This is a genomic window from Micromonospora sp. ALFpr18c (assembly GCF_008868155.1).
Classification (GTDB): Bacteria; Actinomycetota; Actinomycetes; order Mycobacteriales; family Micromonosporaceae; genus Micromonospora.
The window spans coordinates 1-18,953 of record NZ_WBKR01000127.1 but is presented as its reverse complement, the minus strand read 5'-3'; the positions used below and the strand labels follow the sequence as shown (position 1 = coordinate 18,953).

Annotated in this window: 16 protein-coding genes; 9 read left to right on the top strand and 7 right to left on the bottom strand. The window is 72.6% G+C overall.

The genetic code is table 11. From position 1 onward, the window contains the following. Positions 1-168: 168 nt before the first annotated feature. The 3 genes from F8271_RS20995 to deoC are packed head-to-tail and all read right to left on the bottom strand — an operon-like array spanning position 169 to position 3,412. Entirely contained in the window at positions 169-993 is an 825-nt protein-coding gene (locus F8271_RS20995) for an aldehyde dehydrogenase family protein (RefSeq protein WP_151491543.1), read from the bottom strand. After that, positions 986-2,416 (bottom strand): aldehyde dehydrogenase family protein, encoded by a 1,431-nt coding sequence (locus tag F8271_RS20990; RefSeq protein WP_151491542.1) that lies wholly within the window; start codon positions 2,414-2,416, stop codon positions 986-988. The genes F8271_RS20995 and F8271_RS20990 overlap by 8 nt, the downstream gene beginning before the upstream one ends. Before the next feature lie 6 nt (positions 2,417-2,422). Next, a complete protein-coding gene (deoC, locus tag F8271_RS20985) occupies positions 2,423-3,412 on the bottom strand; it encodes a deoxyribose-phosphate aldolase (RefSeq protein ID WP_151491541.1) in 990 nt (329 codons plus the stop codon). Positions 3,413-3,535: 123 nt separating this feature from the next. Between deoC and upp the strand changes: the two genes are divergently transcribed. Then, complete coding sequence (gene upp / locus F8271_RS20980) at positions 3,536-4,168, top strand: uracil phosphoribosyltransferase (RefSeq protein ID WP_151491540.1); 633 nt, start codon at positions 3,536-3,538, stop codon at positions 4,166-4,168. Between the two features lie 74 nt (positions 4,169-4,242). Beyond that, positions 4,243-4,920 carry a GPP34 family phosphoprotein gene (locus F8271_RS20975; protein WP_151491539.1) on the top strand — a complete coding sequence of 226 codons (678 nt, stop codon included), beginning with the start codon at positions 4,243-4,245 and terminating at the stop codon, positions 4,918-4,920. Between the two features lie 184 nt (positions 4,921-5,104). Here F8271_RS20975 and F8271_RS20970 read toward each other — a convergent pair whose 3' ends face one another. Both F8271_RS20970 and F8271_RS20965 read right to left on the bottom strand, forming a co-directional pair. Then, positions 5,105-6,772: a phospho-sugar mutase gene (locus F8271_RS20970; RefSeq protein WP_151491538.1), complete on the bottom strand. Its 1,668-nt coding sequence runs from the start codon at positions 6,770-6,772 to the stop codon at positions 5,105-5,107. Positions 6,773-6,820: 48 nt separating this feature from the next. After that, entirely contained in the window at positions 6,821-8,872 is a 2,052-nt protein-coding gene (locus F8271_RS20965; RefSeq protein WP_151491537.1) for a serine/threonine-protein kinase, read from the bottom strand. Positions 8,873-9,078: 206 nt separating this feature from the next. On the opposite strand from F8271_RS20965, the gene F8271_RS20960 reads away from it, so the two are divergent. Together F8271_RS20960 and F8271_RS20955 are read left to right on the top strand one after the other, a co-directional pair. Beyond that, positions 9,079-10,662, top strand: a complete 1,584-nt coding sequence (locus F8271_RS20960) for a methylmalonyl-CoA mutase (protein WP_151491536.1) — start codon at positions 9,079-9,081, stop codon at positions 10,660-10,662. A 529-nt stretch (positions 10,663-11,191) separates the two neighbouring features. Next, entirely contained in the window at positions 11,192-12,451 is a 1,260-nt protein-coding gene (locus F8271_RS20955; protein ID WP_151491535.1) for an amidohydrolase, read from the top strand. Here F8271_RS20955 and F8271_RS20950 read toward each other — a convergent pair. Further along, positions 12,408-13,370 (bottom strand): DUF4349 domain-containing protein, encoded by a 963-nt coding sequence (locus F8271_RS20950; RefSeq protein WP_151491534.1) that lies wholly within the window; start codon positions 13,368-13,370, stop codon positions 12,408-12,410. The genes F8271_RS20955 and F8271_RS20950 overlap by 44 nt on opposite strands. A 93-nt stretch (positions 13,371-13,463) precedes the next feature. Here F8271_RS20950 and F8271_RS20945 point away from each other — a divergent pair, with 93 nt between their 5' ends. The 4 genes from F8271_RS20945 (at position 13,464) to F8271_RS20930 (ending at position 16,917) form a co-directional block, all read left to right on the top strand. Further along, positions 13,464-14,093: an MBL fold metallo-hydrolase gene (locus tag F8271_RS20945; protein WP_151491533.1), complete on the top strand. Its 630-nt coding sequence runs from the start codon at positions 13,464-13,466 to the stop codon at positions 14,091-14,093. A 3-nt stretch (positions 14,094-14,096) separates the two neighbouring features. After that, positions 14,097-15,059, top strand: coding sequence for a hypothetical protein (locus F8271_RS20940; RefSeq protein WP_151491532.1), 963 nt, complete (start codon positions 14,097-14,099; stop codon positions 15,057-15,059). Positions 15,060-15,196: 137 nt separating this feature from the next. Further along, the gene (locus tag F8271_RS20935) at positions 15,197-15,892 is read left to right on the top strand and encodes a hypothetical protein (RefSeq protein ID WP_225854663.1); all 696 of its coding nucleotides are present in this window, start codon (positions 15,197-15,199) and stop codon (positions 15,890-15,892) included. A gap of 62 nt (positions 15,893-15,954) precedes the next feature. Further along, complete coding sequence (locus F8271_RS20930; protein WP_151491531.1) at positions 15,955-16,917, top strand: GNAT family N-acetyltransferase; 963 nt, start codon at positions 15,955-15,957, stop codon at positions 16,915-16,917. Between the two features lie 69 nt (positions 16,918-16,986). On the opposite strand, the gene F8271_RS20925 is transcribed toward F8271_RS20930, so the two are convergent. After that, positions 16,987-17,442 (bottom strand): gamma-glutamylcyclotransferase, encoded by a 456-nt coding sequence (locus F8271_RS20925; protein ID WP_151491530.1) that lies wholly within the window; start codon positions 17,440-17,442, stop codon positions 16,987-16,989. Between the two features lie 106 nt (positions 17,443-17,548). Here F8271_RS20925 and F8271_RS20920 point away from each other — a divergent pair, with 106 nt between their 5' ends. Next, the gene (locus F8271_RS20920) at positions 17,549-18,952 is read left to right on the top strand and encodes an NAD(P)H-quinone dehydrogenase (RefSeq protein WP_151491529.1); all 1,404 of its coding nucleotides are present in this window, start codon (positions 17,549-17,551) and stop codon (positions 18,950-18,952) included. Position 18,953 lies beyond the last annotated feature (1 nt).

The window sequence follows — 18,953 nt, the reverse complement described above, 5'->3', positions numbered from 1 at the left end:
CATGATCACCCCAGCCGAGAGCACCCCAAGCTGGGCAGAACCCGTGAGCTGACCACCCGACGAACCCGGACCAGGTCAGGTTTGCCGGGGGAGCCCGCCCACGCAGGGATCAAGCCTGACCGCCCGGAGTGGGCGGGCTCCCCCGGCAAACCAAAGGCCGGGAACGACTCACACCCCCTTGGGGTGCCACACCGTCTTGGTCTCCAGCAGGGCGGTCATCCGGGCCACGCCCGGGTCGGCGGACCAGTCGACGTCGGCCAGGTCCGGCCGGAGCACCCGCTTGAGGTTCTCCGCCGCCTTGACCTCCAGGTCGGCGGCGAGCGAGGCGTCGGTCACGCCGGTCAGGTCGATCGCGTTGACGTCCATGTGCGCGGCCAGCGTCGGCGCGGTCTCGGTGATCGCGCCGGTGAGGATGTTGACCACGCCGCCCGGCAGGTCGGACGTGGCGAGCACCTCGGCCAGCGTCACCGCCGCCAGTGGCTCGGACGCCGACGCCGCCACCACCACCGTGTTGCCGGTGACGATCGCCGGGGCGATCACGCTGACCAGGCCGAGCAGCGCCGGACGCTCCGGGGCGACCACCGCGACCACGCCGGTCGGCTCGGGCGCGGAGATGTTGAAGTACGGGCCGGCCACCGGGTTGGCGCCGCCGTACACCTGGGCGAGCTTGTCAGCCCAACCGGCGTACCAGACCCAGCGGTCCACGGCGGCGTCCACCTCGTCGCCGGGCACGCCCAGGGCGACGAACTGCTCGCGGCGACCCTCCAGCATCTCGGCGGCCCGGTAGAGGATCTGACCCCGGTTGTACGCGGTCGCGCCGGCCCAGCCCTTCACGGCGGCGCGGGCGGCGACCACCGCGTCCCGGGCGTCCTTGCGGGAGGCCAGTGACACATTCGAGGACTGCACGAGATACGACCGTCCCGACTCGCTGCGCGGGAACTTCCCGCCGATGAAGAGCTTGTACGTCTTTCGTACCGCGACCCGCTCAGACATTGAGGTAGCCCTCCAGCCCGTGCCGGCCGCCCTCGCGACCGTAACCCGACTCCTTGTATCCACCGAACGGCGAGGTGGGGTCGAACTTGTTGAACGTGTTGGCCCACACCACGCCGGCGCGCAGCCGGTCGGCCATCCACAGGATCCGGGATCCCTTGTCGGTCCAGATCCCCGCCGACAGGCCGAACGGCGTGTTGTTCGCCTTCTCCACGGCCTCGGCCGGGGTGCGGAAGGTCAGCACCGACAGCACCGGGCCGAAGATCTCCTCGCGGGCGATGCGGTGTGCCTGGGTGACGCCGGTGAAGATGGTCGGCGCGAACCAGAAGCCCCGGTCGGGCAGCTCGCACGGCGGCGACCAGCGCTCGGCGCCCTCGGCCGACCCGGCGTCGGACAGCTCGCGGATCCGCTCCAGCTGGGCGGCCGAGTTGATGGCGCCGACGTCGGTGTTCTTGTCCAGCGGGTCGCCGACGCGCAGCTGGGCCATCCGCCGCTTCAGCGACTCCAGGACGCGGTCGGCCACGTTCTCCTGCACGAGCAGGCGGGAGCCGGCGCAGCAGACGTGCCCCTGGTTGAAGAAGATGCCGTTGACGATGCCCTCGACGGCCTGGTCGATCGGCGCGTCGTCGAAGACGATGTTGGCGGCCTTGCCGCCCAGCTCCAGGGTGAGCTTCTTGCGGGTGCCGGCGACGGATCGGGCGATGGCCCGGCCGACCTCGGTGGAGCCGGTGAAGGCGACCTTGTCCACGCCCGGGTGCTCGACCAGCGCCCGGCCGGTGTCGCCGGCGCCAGTGACGATGTTGACCACACCGGTGGGCAGCTCCGCCTGCTGGCAGATCTCGGCGAACAGCAGCGCGGTCAGCGAGGTCGTCTCGGCCGGCTTCAGCACCACCGTGTTGCCCGCGGCGAGCGCCGGGGCGATCTTCCAGGCCAGCATGAGCAGCGGGAAGTTCCACGGGATGACCTGCGCGGCCACACCGATCGGCCGCGGATTCGGCCCGAAACCGGCGTGCTCCAGCTTGTCGGCCCAGCCCGCGTAGTAGAAGAAGTGCGCGGCGACCAGCGGCAGGTCGACGTCCCGGGACTCCCTGATCGGCTTGCCGTTGTCCAGGGATTCCAGGACGGCCAGCTCGCGGGAACGCTCCTGGATGAGACGCGCGATCCGGAACAGGTACTTCGCCCGGTCGCGACCCGGCATCGGACCCCAGACCTTGTCGTACGCCGTACGGGCGGCGCGGACCGCACGCTCCACGTCCTGGGCGCCGGCCTCGGCGATCTCGGCGAGGACCTCCTCGGAGGCGGGGTTGATCGACTTGAAGCTGCCGCCGTCGGTCGGGTCGACGAACGCGCCGTCGATGAACAGCCCGTACGAGGGCTTGAGGTCCACCACCGAGCGGGACTCGGGGGCGGGGGCGTATTCGAACATCGGCTATCAGTCCAGGGTGAAGTAGTCGGGACCGGAGTAGGTGCCGGTCGTCAGCTTGGTGCGCTGCATCAGCAGGTCGTTGAGCAGGCTGGACGCGCCGAAGCGGAACCAGTCCGGGTCGAGCCAGTCCGCGCCGACGGTCTCGTTGACCATCACCAGGTACTTGATCGCGTCCTTGGTGGTCTTGATGCCGCCGGCCGGCTTCACACCGACCTGCCGGCCGGTGGCCTCGCGGAAGTCGCGGACCGCCTCCAGCATCACCAGGGTCACCGGCAGCGTGGCCGCCACCGGGACCTTGCCGGTGGAGGTCTTGATGAAGTCTCCGCCGGCCAGCATGGCCAGCCAGGAGGCCCGGCGCACGTTGTCGTAGGTGGCCAGCTCGCCGGTCTCCAGAATGACCTTGAGGTGGGCTGCCGGGCGCCCTTGGCGACCGCCATCAGCAGGGCCGCAGGCTTCCTTAACCGCGACGATCTCGTCGTAGACCTCCTTGTACCGCCCGGCCAGGAACGCGCCCCGGTTGATCACCATGTCGATCTCGTCGGCGCCGGCCGCGACGGCGGCCCGGGTGTCGGCGAGCTTGATCTCCAGGGAGGCCTGTCCCGACGGGAAGGCCGTCGCCACGCTGGCCAGGTGGACGCCGCTTCCGCGCAGCACCTCGGCGACGTACGGGACCATCGCCGGGTAGACGCAGACGGCGCCGACGTGCGGGCAGGACGGGTCGGCCGGGTCCGGGCGAAGTGCCTTCGCGGCCAGCGCGCGCACCTTGCCCGGGGTGTCCGCACCCTCCAGGGTGGTCAGGTCGACCATGCGGATCGCGAGGTCGATCGCCTGCGCCTTGGCGGTGGTCTTGATGGAGCGGGTGCCGAGCTGTGCCGCCCGCTGCTCCGCGCCGACCTGGTCCACGCCGGGCAGGCCGTGCAGGAAGGTCCGCAGAGCGGTCTCGGATCGTCCCAGCTCGGAGAGCTCCGACCGGGCCGACGTCGTTGTCGCCGTCATGCCGAGAAGTCTACGCACGAGACGGCCGAGTGATCTTGGTCACGGTGGGGTCGGCGTGAGCGGCGTCGCTGCTCCCCGCGCAGCCGCACCGAAGCGCCGAACGGACCGGTAGGTTGAGCGATCGTGGACGTACACGTCATTGACCACCCGCTGGCCCAGGCCCGGCTGACCGCCATGCGGGACGCGCGCACCGATTCCTCGACGTTTCGGGCGTCGCTGCACGAACTGACCACCATGCTGGTGTACGAGGCGGCGCGCTCCTTCCCCGTCGAGCGGTACCCGGTGCAGACGCCGGTCACCGGCACCGAGGGCACCCGGCTGGCCAACCCGCCGCTGCTCGTCCCGGTGCTGCGGGCCGGGCTGGGCATGGCGGACGCCGCGCTCGGCCTGCTGCCGGAATCCTCGATGGGCTTCGTCGGCCTGGCCCGCGACGAGGAGACCTACGAGCCGCGCGCGTACATGGAGTCGCTGCCCCGGGACCTGGCCGGCCTGCCGGTGCTGGTGCTCGACCCGATGTTGGCGACCGGCGGCTCGCTGGAGCACTGCTGCCGGCTGCTGGCCGACCGGGGCTGCACCGACATCACCGTGCTCTGCGTGCTCGCCGCGCCGGTCGGCATCGAGCGGCTGGAACGCTCCGGCCTGCCGTTGCGCCTGGTCACCGCCGCCATCGACGAGGGCCTCAACGACCGGATGTTCATCGTCCCCGGCCTCGGCGACGCCGGTGACCGCCAGTTCGGCGGCATGCCCCGGTTCTGATCGTGCACCCGGTCGGTGCCGGGTAACGGCGGGTTCGCGCGCGATGGTGCGCGGACCCACTACCGTCTCCGGCCATGACTGGTGTTGCGCTCGCCGAGGAGTTGCTGCTCCTCGCCTACGACGATTCGACCGGCAAGGCGACGATGCCGCGGATCAGCCTGGACCTGGGTATGGCCGCGGCGGTGCTGGTCGAGCTGGCCCTGGCCGGCCGGATCGCGTACGCCGACGGGTCCCTGACCGTGGTCGACCCGACGCCCACCGGCGAGCCGGTCACCGACGAGGTGCTGGGTCGGATCGCCGCTGACACCCCGCACACGCCGGCCTCCTGGGTGCAGCGCCTGCGGCACGGCCTGCGCGACAAGATCCTCGGCGACCTGTGCACCCAGGGTGTGGTCCAGGACGTCGACGAGACCGAGCTGGGCTTCATCCACGTGCACCGCTACCCGGTCGTGGACACGTCCGTCGAGGCGGAGACCCGCCAGCGGCTGGCCGACGCGCTGACCGGCGCGGCGGCCCCGGACGAGCGGACCGCCGCGCTGGCCACCCTGGTCGTGGTGCTGCGGATGGAGTCGGCGCTCGGGGTGGACGGTGAGACCGCCGCCGACGCGCGCCGCAGGCTGGAGCAGATCGCCACCGGCGCCGGCTTCTCCGGTGAGGTGAGCAGCGACGACTCGGTGGTCCGCCCGTCGGTCGGCCTGGTCGTCGCGGCCCTGGGCCGCGCCGTCGACCAGGCCCTCGGCCCCCGCCGCTGACCCCGCGCGCGGAGGTCTCCCGAGGTGCGACCAGGCGTCGGTCTACCTCTCCTGCTTGCGTGTCCTTTGCTCTGCTTCAACGGACGCAACAGTCCGGGCCCGTTTTCGTAGCGTGGGTTGACGCAGAGCAAAGGACGCCGAGGGGGCGGGCGGCCGGGTGGTCGATCCCGGCGCGGCCCGTCGGTCAGAGCCCCAGAGCCGTGGCGATCTCGCCGCGCAGGGCGGCCACCGCCTCCGCCGCCCGGCTGCGGGCCGTCGGGACGTCACCGTCCACGACCGGTTCCACCACCTCGAGGTACGCCTTGAGCTTCGGCTCCGTCCCGGAGGGGCGGATCACCACCCGCGCCGCCGCGGTCCGCAGGATCACCACGTCCGCCTCGGGAAGCAGGTCCCGGATGCTGTCGACGGGCTGCCCCAGCAGGGTCGTCGGGGTGGTCGCCCGGATCCGCGCCATCGCGTCGGCGATCAGCCGCAGGTCGTCCACCCGGACGGAGAGCTGGTCGGTGTGGTGCACGCCGAACTCCGCGGCAAGCTCGTCCAGCCGGTCGGTCAGCGTACGACCCTGCGCCTTGAGGCCGGCGGCGAGCTCGGCCACGGTCAGCGCGGCCGTGATGCCGTCCTTGTCACGTACGTGCTCGGGGGCGACGCAGTAACCGAGCGCCTCCTCGTAGCCGAAGACCAGCGGCGCGCTCCCGCCGCCGGCCCGGACGATCCACTTGAAGCCGGTCAGCGTCTCGTCGTACGGCAGACCCCGGGCCGCGCACAGGGCCCGCAGCAGGGACGACGAGACGATGGTCGTGGCGTAGAGCCCGGTCACCCCGCGGCGCATCAGATGGTCGGCGAGCAGCACACCGACCTCGTCGCCGCGCAGCATCCGCCAGCCGTCGCGGCCCTCGCGGACCACCACGGCGCAGCGGTCCGCGTCCGGGTCGTTGGCGATGGCGAGATCCGCGCCGGTCGAGTCGGCCAGGGCGATCAGTCGGTCCACCGCCCCCGGCTCCTCCGGGTTGGGGAACGACACGGTGGGGAACGCCGGGTCCGGCTCGGCCTGGTCGGGCACCACCCCGGGCACCGGGAACCCGGCGCGGGCGAAGGCGGCGGTGAGCACCGCGGCGCCCACCCCGTGCAGCGGGGTGTACGCCACCGTCAGGTCCCGCGACCCGCCCGGGTCGATCACCGCGGTCGCCCGTTCGACGTACGCGGCGACCAGGTCGTCGCCGAGCACCTGACCGGGGGCGCCCAGCGGCACCTCGGTCAGCGGGCCGACCGCCCGGATGGCCGCCTCGATACCCGCGTCGGCGGGCGGCGCGATCTGCGCTCCCGCGCCCAGCTCACCGCCCAGCTCCGCGCCGAGGTAGACCTTGTAGCCGTTGTCCTGTGGCGGGTTGTGGCTGGCCGTCACCATCACGCCGGCGACCGCACCGAGTTGGCGCACCGCGTACGCCAGGACGGGGGTGGGCAGCGGGCGGGGCAGCAGCAGCGCCGGGCGGCCGACCCCGGTGGCCACCTGGGCGGTCCGCTCGGCGAACTGCCGGGAGCCGTGCCGGGCGTCGTACCCGATCACCAGGGGGCCGGTGCCGCCCTGGGCGGCGAGCCAGTCGACCAGGCCGGCGGCGGCGCGGGTGACCACGGCGAGGTTCATTCCGTTGGGGCCGGCGCGCAGCGGGCCGCGCAGGCCCGCGGTGCCGAACGTCAGCGGCCCGGCGAACCGGTCGGCCAGGTCGGGGCCGCTCGACGGCAGCGCGTCGAGCACCGCCGTCAGCTCGTCCCGGCTGGCCGGGTCGGGATCGTCGGCGAGCCAGCGTTCGGCTTGCTCGCGAATGTCGTCGATGTCAGTCGTGTCCGCCGCCATGCCCCTTGATAGCACGACGGCGGATCACCACTGTCGGTTCCCTCCGGCTCAGCCGTTTCCGGTGAGCTGGAACGTCTTCACCATCTCGTCGAAGATCGGCTTGCTCTCGGCGAACACGTCCTCGGTGGCGGAGAGGTAGAACGAGTACGACTTGCCGTCCTTGACGACCGCGCGCCACACTCCGTGGCGCATCTCGCCGCCGGAGCCGCAGGTGTACTCGAATTCGACGCCCGGGCTGCCCGCCAACTGCTGCTCGGCGATGGCCACCTGCTCGTACGGCTTCTTGCAGTTGGTGCTCTTGGTACGGAGGAAGTTTTGCGCGCTCTCCGCCCAGCGGGTGGGCGTCCCGGTCCACTTCTCGGTGAGGATCCGGATCTTGCGACCGTCGTCCTCCGGGTCGATGTAGTCGGTGTACGAGCCGCCGGTGGCCTTCTTCCAGCCCTTGGGCACCATGACCTGGATGCCGCGGGCCGTGTGCTCCTGCATCTCGACGGCCGGACCTGCCGGGGCGGACGGGGTGGGCTGCGCCTGCGGGGTGCTCGGGGCGGAATCGTCGCCGCCGGAGAGTGCCACCACGCTGATCAGCAGCACCAGGACCAACCCGCCGGCCGCCGCGAGCTGCAGCTTGCGCGGCCAGCCCTTCACGGTGGTGACCAACTGGCCCCCGGTGGCGCGGACCTTGCCCAGGGCGCCGCCGCCCGCCGCGGTGGACGGGGTCGTCCAGGGCTGGCCGGTGCCCGGCACCGACCACTGGTTGCCGCCGCCGTAGGTGCCGCCGATGCGCTGGGTGGCCTCCGGCGCGCCGTAGCCGACCTGCTGGGTGGCGTCGGGCCGGCTGCCGTAGGTGACCGGCTGGGTGGCGTCCGGGTGGGCGCCGGCGTCGACGCGCTGGGTCGCGTCCGCGCTGCCGCCGTAGGTGCGCCCGGTGGCGGGTCGACCGGACGCGGGCATCGCGCCGGTGGGCGTGTGCAGCGGGCCGGCGAGGGCGTCGGCGCTCGTCTCGTCGAGCCCGGTGGAGGCGGCGACGGCCGGCTGGGGGCGCTCGCCCCGGCGCAGTGCGGCCAACCGGTCGGTGAGCGACTCGCCGGGGGCGAGCATGGCCGGGCCGCCGATCTGGCTGTCCGGCTTCGGCTCTGGCGGGGCCGGCGGGATGGGCGCGGGACGCTGCTGCACCGGGACCACCGCGTACGGGTCGGTGACCGAGTGCACGGCGGTGGCGGTGCTGCCCAGCGGGCCGGCGAGCAGCTCGCGCAGCATGGCCCGGGAGGTGTGCACGTCCAGCCGGCGGGCCGGATCCTTCTCCAGCAGGCCCATCAGCACCCGGGTCAACGGGCCGCTGCGCTGCGGCGGGGCCGGCGGGTCCTCGACGACGGCGTGCATCGTCTCGATCGGATCGCCCTTGTCGAACGGCGGTCGTCCCTCGACGGCCGTGTAGAGCGTCACACCCAGCGAGAAGAGGTCGCTCGGCGGCCCGAACTCCTGGCCCATGGCCCGCTCGGGGGAGATGAAGTGCGGTGAGCCCAGCACCATGCCGGGGGTGGTGAGCTGCACGTCGGTGGGCATCCGGGCGACGCCGAAGTCGGTCAGCACGCAGCGGCCGTCGGTGCAGATCAGCACGTTGGCCGGCTTGACGTCGCGGTGCAGCACGCCGATCGCGTGCGCGACCTCCAGCGCGCCGAGCAGCGCGATGCCGATCTTGGCGACGGCGCGGGGTGCGACCGGGCCGTCCTCGATCACCATGTCGGCGAGGCTGCGGGCGTCCAGCAGCTCCATCACGATCCACGGCCGGCCGGCCTCGGTGACCACGTCGTACACCTGCACGACCGCCGGGTGCTGGATGGCGGCGGCGGCGCGGGCCTCGCGCAGGGTGCGTTCGTACATGGCGTCGCGGTCACTGGGGGCCAGTCCCGGGGGCAGGACGACCTCCTTGACCGCCACGTCGCGGCGCAGCAGCGTGTCTGTGGCGCGCCACACCGTACCCATGCCGCCGTTGCCCACCGAGGACCGCAGCGAGTACCGGCCACCGATGGTGGTGCCGGGTGCCGCTCGGCCGTTGGCGGGACTGACCGGTCCGCCGCTCCACGTCGGGATCTGAGTCACAGAAAAGCCACCGGGGGAAATCGAGGGGGGCTGGGACACAACCCCCCTATCTTGCTGGTTCCGACGCCCGATGCGAAAGCCGACGCGTCGGACGTTTATCGAAGTCGACAGAACGTGCCCTGTCGTTTACCTCCTGTCGACCGGTCGGGACGCACTGTGCGGTATCCCTCACCCGATGACGTGGCCAGGCGTCCTACCATCCGGGGATGAGCGAACGGCGGTCAAGCGAGTCCGGTTTTCCGATCGAGGGCGTCTACACGGGTGCCGACCTTCCGGAGGACCTGGACTCCCGGCTGGGCGGCCCCGGCGAGTTCCCGTACACCCGGGGTGTCTACCCCACCATGTACACCTCCCGTCCGTGGACCATGCGCCAGTACGCCGGCTTCGGCACCGCCACCGAGTCCAACGCGCGGTACCACCAACTGTTGCGGGCCGGCACGATGGGCCTCTCGGTGGCCTTCGACCTGCCGACCCAGATGGGCTACGACTCCGACGAGCCGATCGCTCACGGCGAGGTCGGCAAGGTGGGCGTGGCCATCGACTCCCTTGAGGACATGCGGCTGCTGTTCGCCGACATTCCCCTGGACAAGGTGTCCACCTCGATGACCATCAACGCGCCCGGTTCGGTGCTGCTGCTGCTCTACCAGCTCGTCGCCGAGGAGAACGGCGTGCCCGGCTCGGCGCTCAACGGCACCATCCAGAACGACATCCTCAAGGAGTACATCGCCCGGGGGACGTACATCTTCCCGCCGAAGCCGTCGCTGCGCCTGGTGGCCGACACGTTCGCGTACTGCCGCAAGGAGGTGCCGAAGTGGAACACCATCTCCATCTCCGGCTACCACATGGCCGAGGCCGGCGCGACGCCCGCGCAGGAGATCGCGTTCACCCTGGCCAACGGCGTGGAGTACGTGCGCGCGGCGCTGGCCGCCGGGCTCGCGGTGGACGATTTCGCGCCCCGGCTGTCGTTCTTCTTCGTGGCCCGCACCACGCTGCTGGAGGAGGTGGCGAAGTTCCGTGCCGCCCGACGGATCTGGGCCCGGCTGATGCGCGACGACTTCGGCGCCAAGGATCCGAAGTCGATGATGCTGCGTTTCCACACCCAGACCGCCGGCGTGCAGCTCACCGCGCAGCAGCCCGAGGTCAACCTCGTCCGGGTGGCGGTGCAGGGGCTGGGCGCGGTGCTCGGCGGCACCCAGTCGCTGCACACCAACAGCTTCGACGAGGCCATCGCGCTGCCCACCGAGAAGGCCGCCCGGCTCGCGCTGCGTACCCAGCAGGTGCTGGCGTACGAGACGGATCTGACCGCCACCGTCGACCCGTTCGCCGGCTCGTACGTGGTGGAGGCGATGACCGCCGAGATCGAGGCCGCCGCCGTCGAGCTGATGGAGCGGGTGGCCGACCACGGCTCCGCGGTGGACGCGATCGAGGCCGGCTTCCAGAAGCGGGAGATCGAGCAGTCCGCGTACCGGATCGCCCAGGAGATCGACTCGGGTGAGCGGGTGGTGGTCGGGCTCAACCGGTTCACGGTGGACCAGGAGGAGCCGTACGAGCCGCTGCGGGTCGACCCGACGATCGAGGCGGCGCAGGCCGACCGGCTGGCGCGGCTGCGCGCCGAGCGGGACGCCGACGCGGTGGCGCGGGCGCTCGCCGACCTGCGGGCCGCGGCCGACGGTACGGAGAACGTGCTGTACCCGATGAAGGAGGCGCTGCGGGCCCGGGCCACGGTGGGTGAGGTCTGCGGGACGCTGCGCGAGGTGTGGGGGCTGTACCGGCCGACCGATCGTTTCTGAGTGCTCGTTCGCTGTTTTCGCAGCTCATGGTGGGTGTGCGGTGGTCGGCGGAGCTACCGTGGGAGGCGGAACCCGGGGCGGCGCGGCCCTTCTGCGGGCGTCCTCGGTGTGTCCGCCGAGGTTTACGGGTAACCCGAGCGGGTCGTCGGGACGCACACCCTGTGCGGCGACGGCGGGCGGACGCGTGTGAGCGTCTTTCCGGCTCGTTGCGGAGCGTGGTCGGCTAATTGTCGGAGTGTCAGTTCATCACCCCGACTAATGCGACAATTCGCAACAGGGGCCGGCGGCCGGCACCGAGATTCGAGTCCGCCGGGATCGGTTACGCGTTGTAGGAGGTGAGGGGCAGATGACGGCCTTCGACCGCGATCTACCTGCTGTCCCACAGCTCTCCGAGCGGTCTCAGCAGGGCATACGTGACGCTACGCGGTCCGATCATTACCGGAACGAGGTTGCGCAGCGTCACCGCCGGAGGTCTAGGCTGTCTGCTGTCCCCGATGATCCATCCATCTCTAGTGATCGAGAATTCGACGTGACGAGTGCGTTGACGCTGCCCACCGGCGGCCAGCTGGCGTCGTCCTGGCTGGAGACGCCCCCCGGGTCCCAGCCCCTGCCCCGCGAACTGGACCACCTGCTCGCACTCCGGGTACCCGGGCTGATCGCCACGCGCCGTCACCTCCACTCGCACCCCGAGCTGTCCGGCACGGAGTTCGAGACGGCCGCCCTGATCGCGCGGGAGCTGTCCCTGGCCGGACTGCAACCCCGGCTGCTGCCCAAGGGCAACGGCGTGATCTGCGACATCAACGGCCGCCCGGACGGCCCGGTCGTCGCGCTGCGCGCCGACATCGACGCGTTGCCGCTCGACGACCCGAAGGACGTGCCCTACCGGTCCACGGTGGCGGGCGTCTGCCACGCCTGCGGACACGACGTGCACACCTCGATCCTGCTCGGCGTCGGCATGCTGCTGGCCCAGCTGGCCGACCTCGGTGAGCTGGACGGCCGCGTCCGGCTCATCTTCCAGCCGGCCGAGGAGATCCTGCCCTGCGGTTCGCTGGAGGTCATCGAGGCCGGCGGCCTGGACGACGTGGTGCAGATCTTCGCCCTGCACTGCGACCCGAACCTGCCGGTGGGCCAGGTCGGCCTGCGGGTCGGCCCGATCACCGCGGCCGCCGACAACGTCACGGTCCGGCTCTCCGGCCCCGGCGGGCACACCGCCCGTCCGCACCTGACGGTCGACCTGGTCGACGCGCTCGGTCGGCTGATCACCGAGGTGCCCGCGCTGGTCAGCCGCCGGGTGCCGGCCAACAGCGGCCTGCTGCTGGTCTTCGGCCACGCCTCGGCCGGCACCCGCTACAACGTCATCCCATCCGAGGCCAGCGCCTCGGGCACCCTCCGGGTGATGGACCGCGACACGTGGGAGCAGGCTCCCAAGATCGTCGCTCAGGTGGTCCGGGACGTGATCGCCCCGACCGGCGCCACGGTCGACCTGGAGTACCTGCGCGGCCGGCCGCCGGTGTGCAACGACTCCCGCGCCATCCAGGTGCTGACCGCCGCCACCGCCGCCGCGCTCGGCCCGGAGGGGATCGCCGAGACACCCCAGAGCATGGGCGGCGAGGACTTCTCCTGGTATCTGGAGTACGTCCCCGGTGCCCTCGCCCGCCTCGGCGTGGGCCGCTCGGGCCCCAACGTCGACCTGCACCGCGCATCCTTCGACGTGGACGAGCGGGCCATCCCGGCCGGCGTACGCGTCATGGTGCAGACCGCGCTGCGGGCACTGGCGGCGGCGCGCTGACCGGTGCGACCAGGGCCGGCGACTTCCGCCGCCGGCGCAGCACCACCAGCAGCACCGCCAGCGGCACGCCGAGCGCCACCAGCCACGGCAGCAACGCGCCCAGCACCGTGAGCAGGACGGTCATCGAGACGACGAACGCCTTCCAGCCGCCCTCGAGCCCGACCAGGAAGCCGGTCTCGGCCTCCTCCTCGGTGGTCTTCGCCGCCGGCCCGGCCAGCGAGACGGTGATCGTGGAGAGCGCGGTCAGGTCGGCGAGCCGTCGCTTCTTGGCCTCCAGCGAGGCCAGGTCGGCCTCCCGGCGCCCCAGCTCGTTCTCCAACGACACCAGGTCGGTGATCGAGGTGGCGCGGGCCAGCAACCGGCGGGCGCTGTCCACCCGGGCACGCTGACTGGTGATCCGGGCGTCCAGGTCGACGGTCTCCTCGGTGACGTCCTGGGTGTTGATCTCCCGGCTCTGCTGCCGGCCGAGCTTGGCAATCTCCTCCACCACGCCGGAGAACTTCGCCGCCGGCACCCGCAGCTCCAACTCCGCCACCGCGTCGGCGTCGGCACTGCGCCGCTGGTCGCCGCCGATGAAGCCACCGGCCCGGGTGGCCACGGCGGCGGCCTCGCGGGCGGCGGCGTCCACATCGTCCACCTGCACCCGCATCGTTCCGGTGTAGATGATCGCCCGCTGGTCGATCCGCAGGTCCGGGGCGCCGGCCCCGGCCGCCTCGGGTGCGCCCGCGGCGGCGTCCCTGCCGGCCTCACCCCCGTTGGCCGCCGGCGCCTCGGCGGCCGAACCCGCGGTGTCCTGCGATCCGCTGTCGCCGGCTCCGCAACCCGTCAGCAGCAGCGTCACCGCCAGTGCCGTCGCCGCCAGCAGTGCGCCGCGACGTCCTCCCGCTCGTCCGTCCATCCCCGCTCCCATCGTTGTCAACCGGTGTGGCGATACCTCGGACGCGGCGCGCGCGGCGGCCGGTTCCGGCAGACTGCGCTCAAGACGTCACGATTCGATAATCGAGGAGTCACGATGCGGCTCACCAAGTACGCCCACTCCTGCCTCCGGGTGGAACACGACGGGGGAGTGCTCGTCGTCGACCCCGGGGTGTTCAGCGACCCGGCGGCACTGGACGGTGCGGACGCGGTGCTGATCACCCACGAACATCCCGACCACCTGGACGTGGCGGCGGTCCGCCTGGAACTCGACCGGCGGCCGTTCCCGATCCACGGGCCCGCCTCGCTCGCCGGCACCCTGGGCGACGCGGCCGACGTGTTGCACCCGGTCACGGCCGGTGAGTCGTTCACCGCCGCCGGCGTCGCCATCCGCGCGTACGGCGGGCGGCACGCGGTGATCCACCCGGACATCCCGGTGGTCGACAACCTCGGTTACCTGATCAACGACGTGGTCTACCACCCGGGTGACGCCCTGGTGGTGCCGGACGAGACGCCGGTCGACACGCTCTTCGCGCCGATCCACGCCCCCTGGTCGAAGTTCTCCGAGGTGGTCGACTTCATCCGGGCGGTCGCGCCCCGCCGGGCGTACGCGTTGCACGACGGGCTGCTCAACGACAACGGGCTGGGTGTGCTCGACCGGCAGTACACGGCGCTGTCCGGCACCGAGTACCAGCGTCTGGAGCCCGGTAGCCGGGTGGACGTCTGAGCGATGCCCGGCCCCTCCCCGGAGCTGGTGCAGCAGCTCTACCGCATCCCACCGGACCGGTTCGTGGCCGCCCGGGACGCCGCCGTGGCCGAGGCGCGGCGCGCCGGCGACCCGGCGACCGCCCGGCAACTGGCCCGACTGCGCCGCCCCACGGTGGCCGCCTGGCTGGTGAACCTCCTCGCCATCCACCGTCCCGAGCTGGTCGCCGACCTGGTGCAGCTCGCCGACGCGCTGCGGGCCGCCCAGCGGGAACTGCGCGGGCCCCGGCTGCGGGAGTTGTCCGCCCAGCGCCGGGCCGTGGTCGGCGCCCTCGTCGCCGAGGTCCGCAAGCTCGCCGCGGCGGAGCCGGACGCCCCACCGGCCGGCAAACTGCCGCTGGCCGAGGTGGAAGCCACCCTCAACGCGGCGCTCTCCGACGCCGAGGTCGCCGAGCAGGTCCGGGCCGGGCGCCTGCTCCGGTCGGCGACCTACGCCGGCTTCGGCGAGGTGCCCCGGCCACAGCTGCGGCTGGTCACCGGCACCGATGAGGAGCCGGAACGGCCGACCCGCCGACCCGGGGCCCAGCGGGTACCGCCCGAGGCGGCCACCGACCGGGCCGCCGAACGCGCCGAACGGGCGGCCGAGCGGGCGGCCCGCGCCGAACGGGATCGGCAGCGCCGGACGCTGGACCGGGAGCTGGCCAGGGCCCGGTCCGACCAGCAGCGGGCCGAGGACGAGTTGGCCGAGGCGAACGGGGAGGAACGCGACGGCGTCGAGGCGCTGGAGGCGATCGAGACCGAGCTGGCCGAGTTGGAGCGGCGGCGGGCGGTCGCCGAGCAGGATCTCAGCCGGGCCAGGCTCGCCCGGCGCGCGGCCGAGCGGGCGGTCACCGTGGCCCGGCGGCGCGCCGGCGAGGTGGAGGCGGCGGTGGAGGCGCTGGCGGCCGAAGAGGGGACTGCGGACTCCGGCGGTGGCGCGGCAGACTGACCATCGATGGACGACGACCAGCGGGCGGCCCGTCCCGGGCACCCGGATCGGGGCACCGCGACGGCCGCCCCGCCGGGGTGGGCGCGGGCGGCGATCGGATGACGCCGGAGTAGGTCGCCGCAGCCAGCAAACCCGTCGTGCTCGATCTGGGTGACGCGTTCAGCCGCAGTCCGACCACCCTGCGGCGAGCCCGACTGCTCGGCATCTCCGGCTGGGCCTTCTACATCAGCGGCCGGGCCGGGGCGCTCGGCGACGTACGGGCCGAGACGGCCGCCGCCGCCCTCGGTTTCGTCGCCCCGGACGCGGTCGCCGACGGGTGGGACGCCGCCGCCCGGTCCACCCGGCCGATCGAGGTGGCCGCCGCGAGCCTCGCCGAGTGCTGCGAGTGGGGCACCCGACAGTTGGGTCCGCTCCCCGGCACCGATCGCCTGTCCGAACTCGTCGAGCGGGCGGTGGCGGCGGCGGACGCCAGCGGCATGCCGCTCTTCGCCGCGTGGCGGGCCATGCCGCTGCCGGAGAACACCCCCGGTGCCCGCTGCGCCGCCGGGCTGCGCCTGCTCCGCGAGCACTTCACCGGCGCGTACCTGCTGGCCGTGCGGGCCGCCGGGATGACACCGCTGGAGGCGGTGCTGGCCGGGCCGGAGGGTGAGGCCGGCGCGGTGGCCTGCGGCTGGCCGCCCCCGTACCCGCCGGTCGGGCCGCTGGTGCGTCGGCGGCTGTGGGCGGAGGCGGTGACCAACCGGTTGGCCGCGCCGGCGTTCGTGGCACTCGGCCCAGCCGACGGCGCCGAACTGGTGGAGCTGCTGCACCGCACCCGGGCCGACCTCGCCTGAGCCGGCCGACCGGCCGGAAAATGGGCGGCGCCGGCACCCGCCGGCTGCCAGGATCAGCTGCCGTGACCCTCCCCGCAGGTTGGACCGCGCGCCGACCCACCCTCGACGACGTTCCGGCGATCCTCGCGGTGGTGCACGCCGCCGACACCTTCGCCATCGGCCATCCCGACTTCGACGCCGAGGACGTGGCGGCGTCGCTCACCGCGCCCTTCTTCGACCCGGCACGGGACTCCTGGCTGGCCGTGGACCCAGACGACGACGTGGTGGGCTGGGCGACCGTGGACAACCCGACCGGCGTCGGCCGGGAGTTCGTGGAGGTGTACGTCGACCCGGGCCGGGCCGCCGTGCTCCGGGCGCCGCTGCTGGCCCGCCAACTCGACCGGGTCGCCGAACGGGCCGCCGAGCGCGGGCTGCCCGCACTCACCGTCCGGTGCGCGGTCTTCGCCCCGGAACGCGCCTGGGAAGCCGACCTGCGCGCTGCCGGCTTCACCCTGGCCAAGCGGTACGTCCGAATGCGTCGCATGCTGGCCGACCTGCCCGCCGAGCCGGCCCCGCCACCCGGGGTGACGGTGCGACCGGTCCGCCCCGACGACGAGGCCGACCTGCGGGAGTTCCACCGGATCCACGACATCGCCTTCCGTGACACCCCGGACCACGAGCCGCTGTCGTACGAGCGGTGGCGCGCCCGGATCGGTGATCTGACCGCCTGGGACGAGTGGTTCGTCGCCGAGGTGCACGGGGTGCCGGCCGGCGCGTTGCAGTCCTCCGACCAAGCCCTGGACCAGCAGGAGGGCTTCGTGAAGAGCCTGTCGGTGCTGCCCGCGTACCGTCGGCGGGGTGTGGGTGCGGCGCTGCTGCGCCGCGCCTTCGCCCGCTACGCCGAGAAGGGTCGGATGGCGGCCGGCCTGGGGGTGGATCTCAGCAACCCGACCACGCCGCTGTCCCTCTACCGGTCGGTGGGCCTGCGGGAGACCCGATGGACCGACATGTACGAGCTTTCCGTCCCGGCCACGGTGTGTGATTGACGACGCTGACGGGGCCCGACGCCCGCGCCGACCGGCGACGGTTGCAGACTGAGGGGTGTGGGAGACGCGCTACGCGGACGCGGTGCCGGTGGGGCGGGACCGCAGCTCGTTGACGTAGTCGTCCGGCGCGCCCGCCTTCTCGGCGGCGTTGGCGATCTCCGAGAGATACCACGACGTGGGCAGGCCGCCCTCGTACCCGTCGAACACGTAGATCCACGCGGTCACGTCGCCGTCGAGGGTGGAGACCCGCACGTGCAGCTTGCGGTACGTGCCGGCGGCGACTCCCTCCAGCTCGTCGAGCTGGGCGGCGTCGAACGGGTGGATGTCGTAGATCGCCACGAACACCCGGTCGCCGGGGGACTCGACGAGGGTGCTCACCGCGCCCTCCCAACCGATCACGTCCGCCCCGGCGAAGGTCAGCCGCCACCCCTCCAGCCAGCCGGTGCCCACCATCGGCGAGTGCGGGCAGTAGGCGCGCATCCGGGCGGGATCAAGGTTTGAGCCGTAGGCGGCGTGATGACGCACGGCGATGACGATAGCCCGGCGGGCGGGTGGGGGAGAATACGACTGTGCGTGTCGGGTGCGTTCGGGAGAAGAAAGTCACTGTGAGCATCAACGAAGGGCGAACGCTGTGAGCCGGATCGTGATCATCGGCGGGGGGCCGGCCGGGTACGAGGCGGCCCTCGTCGCCGCCCAGCTGGACGCCGATGTCACCGTGGTCGAGGCCGACGGGGCGGGTGGGGCGTGCGTGCTCTCCGACTGCGTGCCGTCGAAGACCTTCATCGCCAGCTCCGAGGTGGTCACCGGCTACCGGGACACCGAGGAGTTCGGGGTGCACTCCGACGGCCTGGAGGCCGTCACCGTCGACGCGCGGGCGGTGCACGAGCGGGTCAAGCGGTTGGCGCTGGCCCAGTCCGCCGACATCCACGCCAAGCTGCTCAAGGCGGGGGTCGCCTTCGTGGCCGGCACCGCCCGGCTCGGCGAGGACACCCTCGGGCACACGCACCGGGTGATCGTCACCCCGGCCGACGGTGGCGAGGAATACTCGATCGCCGCGTCCACCGTGCTGGTGGCCACCGGCTCGACACCCCGCCAGTTGCCCACCGCCGTACCGGACGGTGAACGCATCCTGACCTGGCGCCAGGTGTACGACCTGCCGGAGCTGCCGGAGCACCTGATCGTGGTCGGCTCCGGCGTGACCGGCGCGGAGTTCGCCAGCGCGTACCTGGCCATGGGCGTCGAGGTCACCCTGGTCTCCAGCCGGGACCGGGTGATGCCGCACGAGGACGCCGACGCGGCGTCCGCCATCGAGCGGGTGTTCCGCAACCGGGGCATGGAGATCCTCAACAACTCGCGGGCCGACGCGGTGCGGCGTACCGCCGACGGGGTCGAGGTGGAGCTGTCCGACGGCCGCAAGGTCACCGGCTCGCACGCGTTGATCACGGTCGGCTCGGTCCCGAACACCGCCAACCTGGGCCTGGCCGAGTACGGCGTGGAGCTGGGCCGTGGCGGCTACGTCACGGTCGACCGGGTCTCCCGGACCAACGTGCCCGGCATCTACGCCGCCGGCGACTGCACCGGGGTTCTGCTGCTGGCCAGCGTCGCCGCCATGCAGGGCCGGATCGCGATGTGGCACGCCCTCGGTGAGGCGGTCCGCCCGCTGCGGCTGCGGACCGTCGCCGCGAACGTCTTCACCGACCCGGAGCTGGCCACCGTCGGCGTCTCACAGGACGAGGTGGACGCGGGCAAGGTGCCGGCCCGGCAGGTGATGCTGCCGCTGTCCGGCAACGCCCGGGCCAAGATGGACGACCTGTCCGACGGTTTCGTGAAGTTGTTCTGCCGGCCCGCCAGCGGGCAGGTCATCGGCGGTGTGGTGGTCGCCCCCAAGGCCAGCGAGCTGATTCTGCCGATCACCATGGCCGTGGAGAACAACCTGACGGTCAACGAGCTGGCCCAGACCATCACCATCTACCCGAGTCTCTCCGGCTCCATCACCGAAGCCGCCCGCCAGCTGATGCTCCACGAGCTGGAGTAAT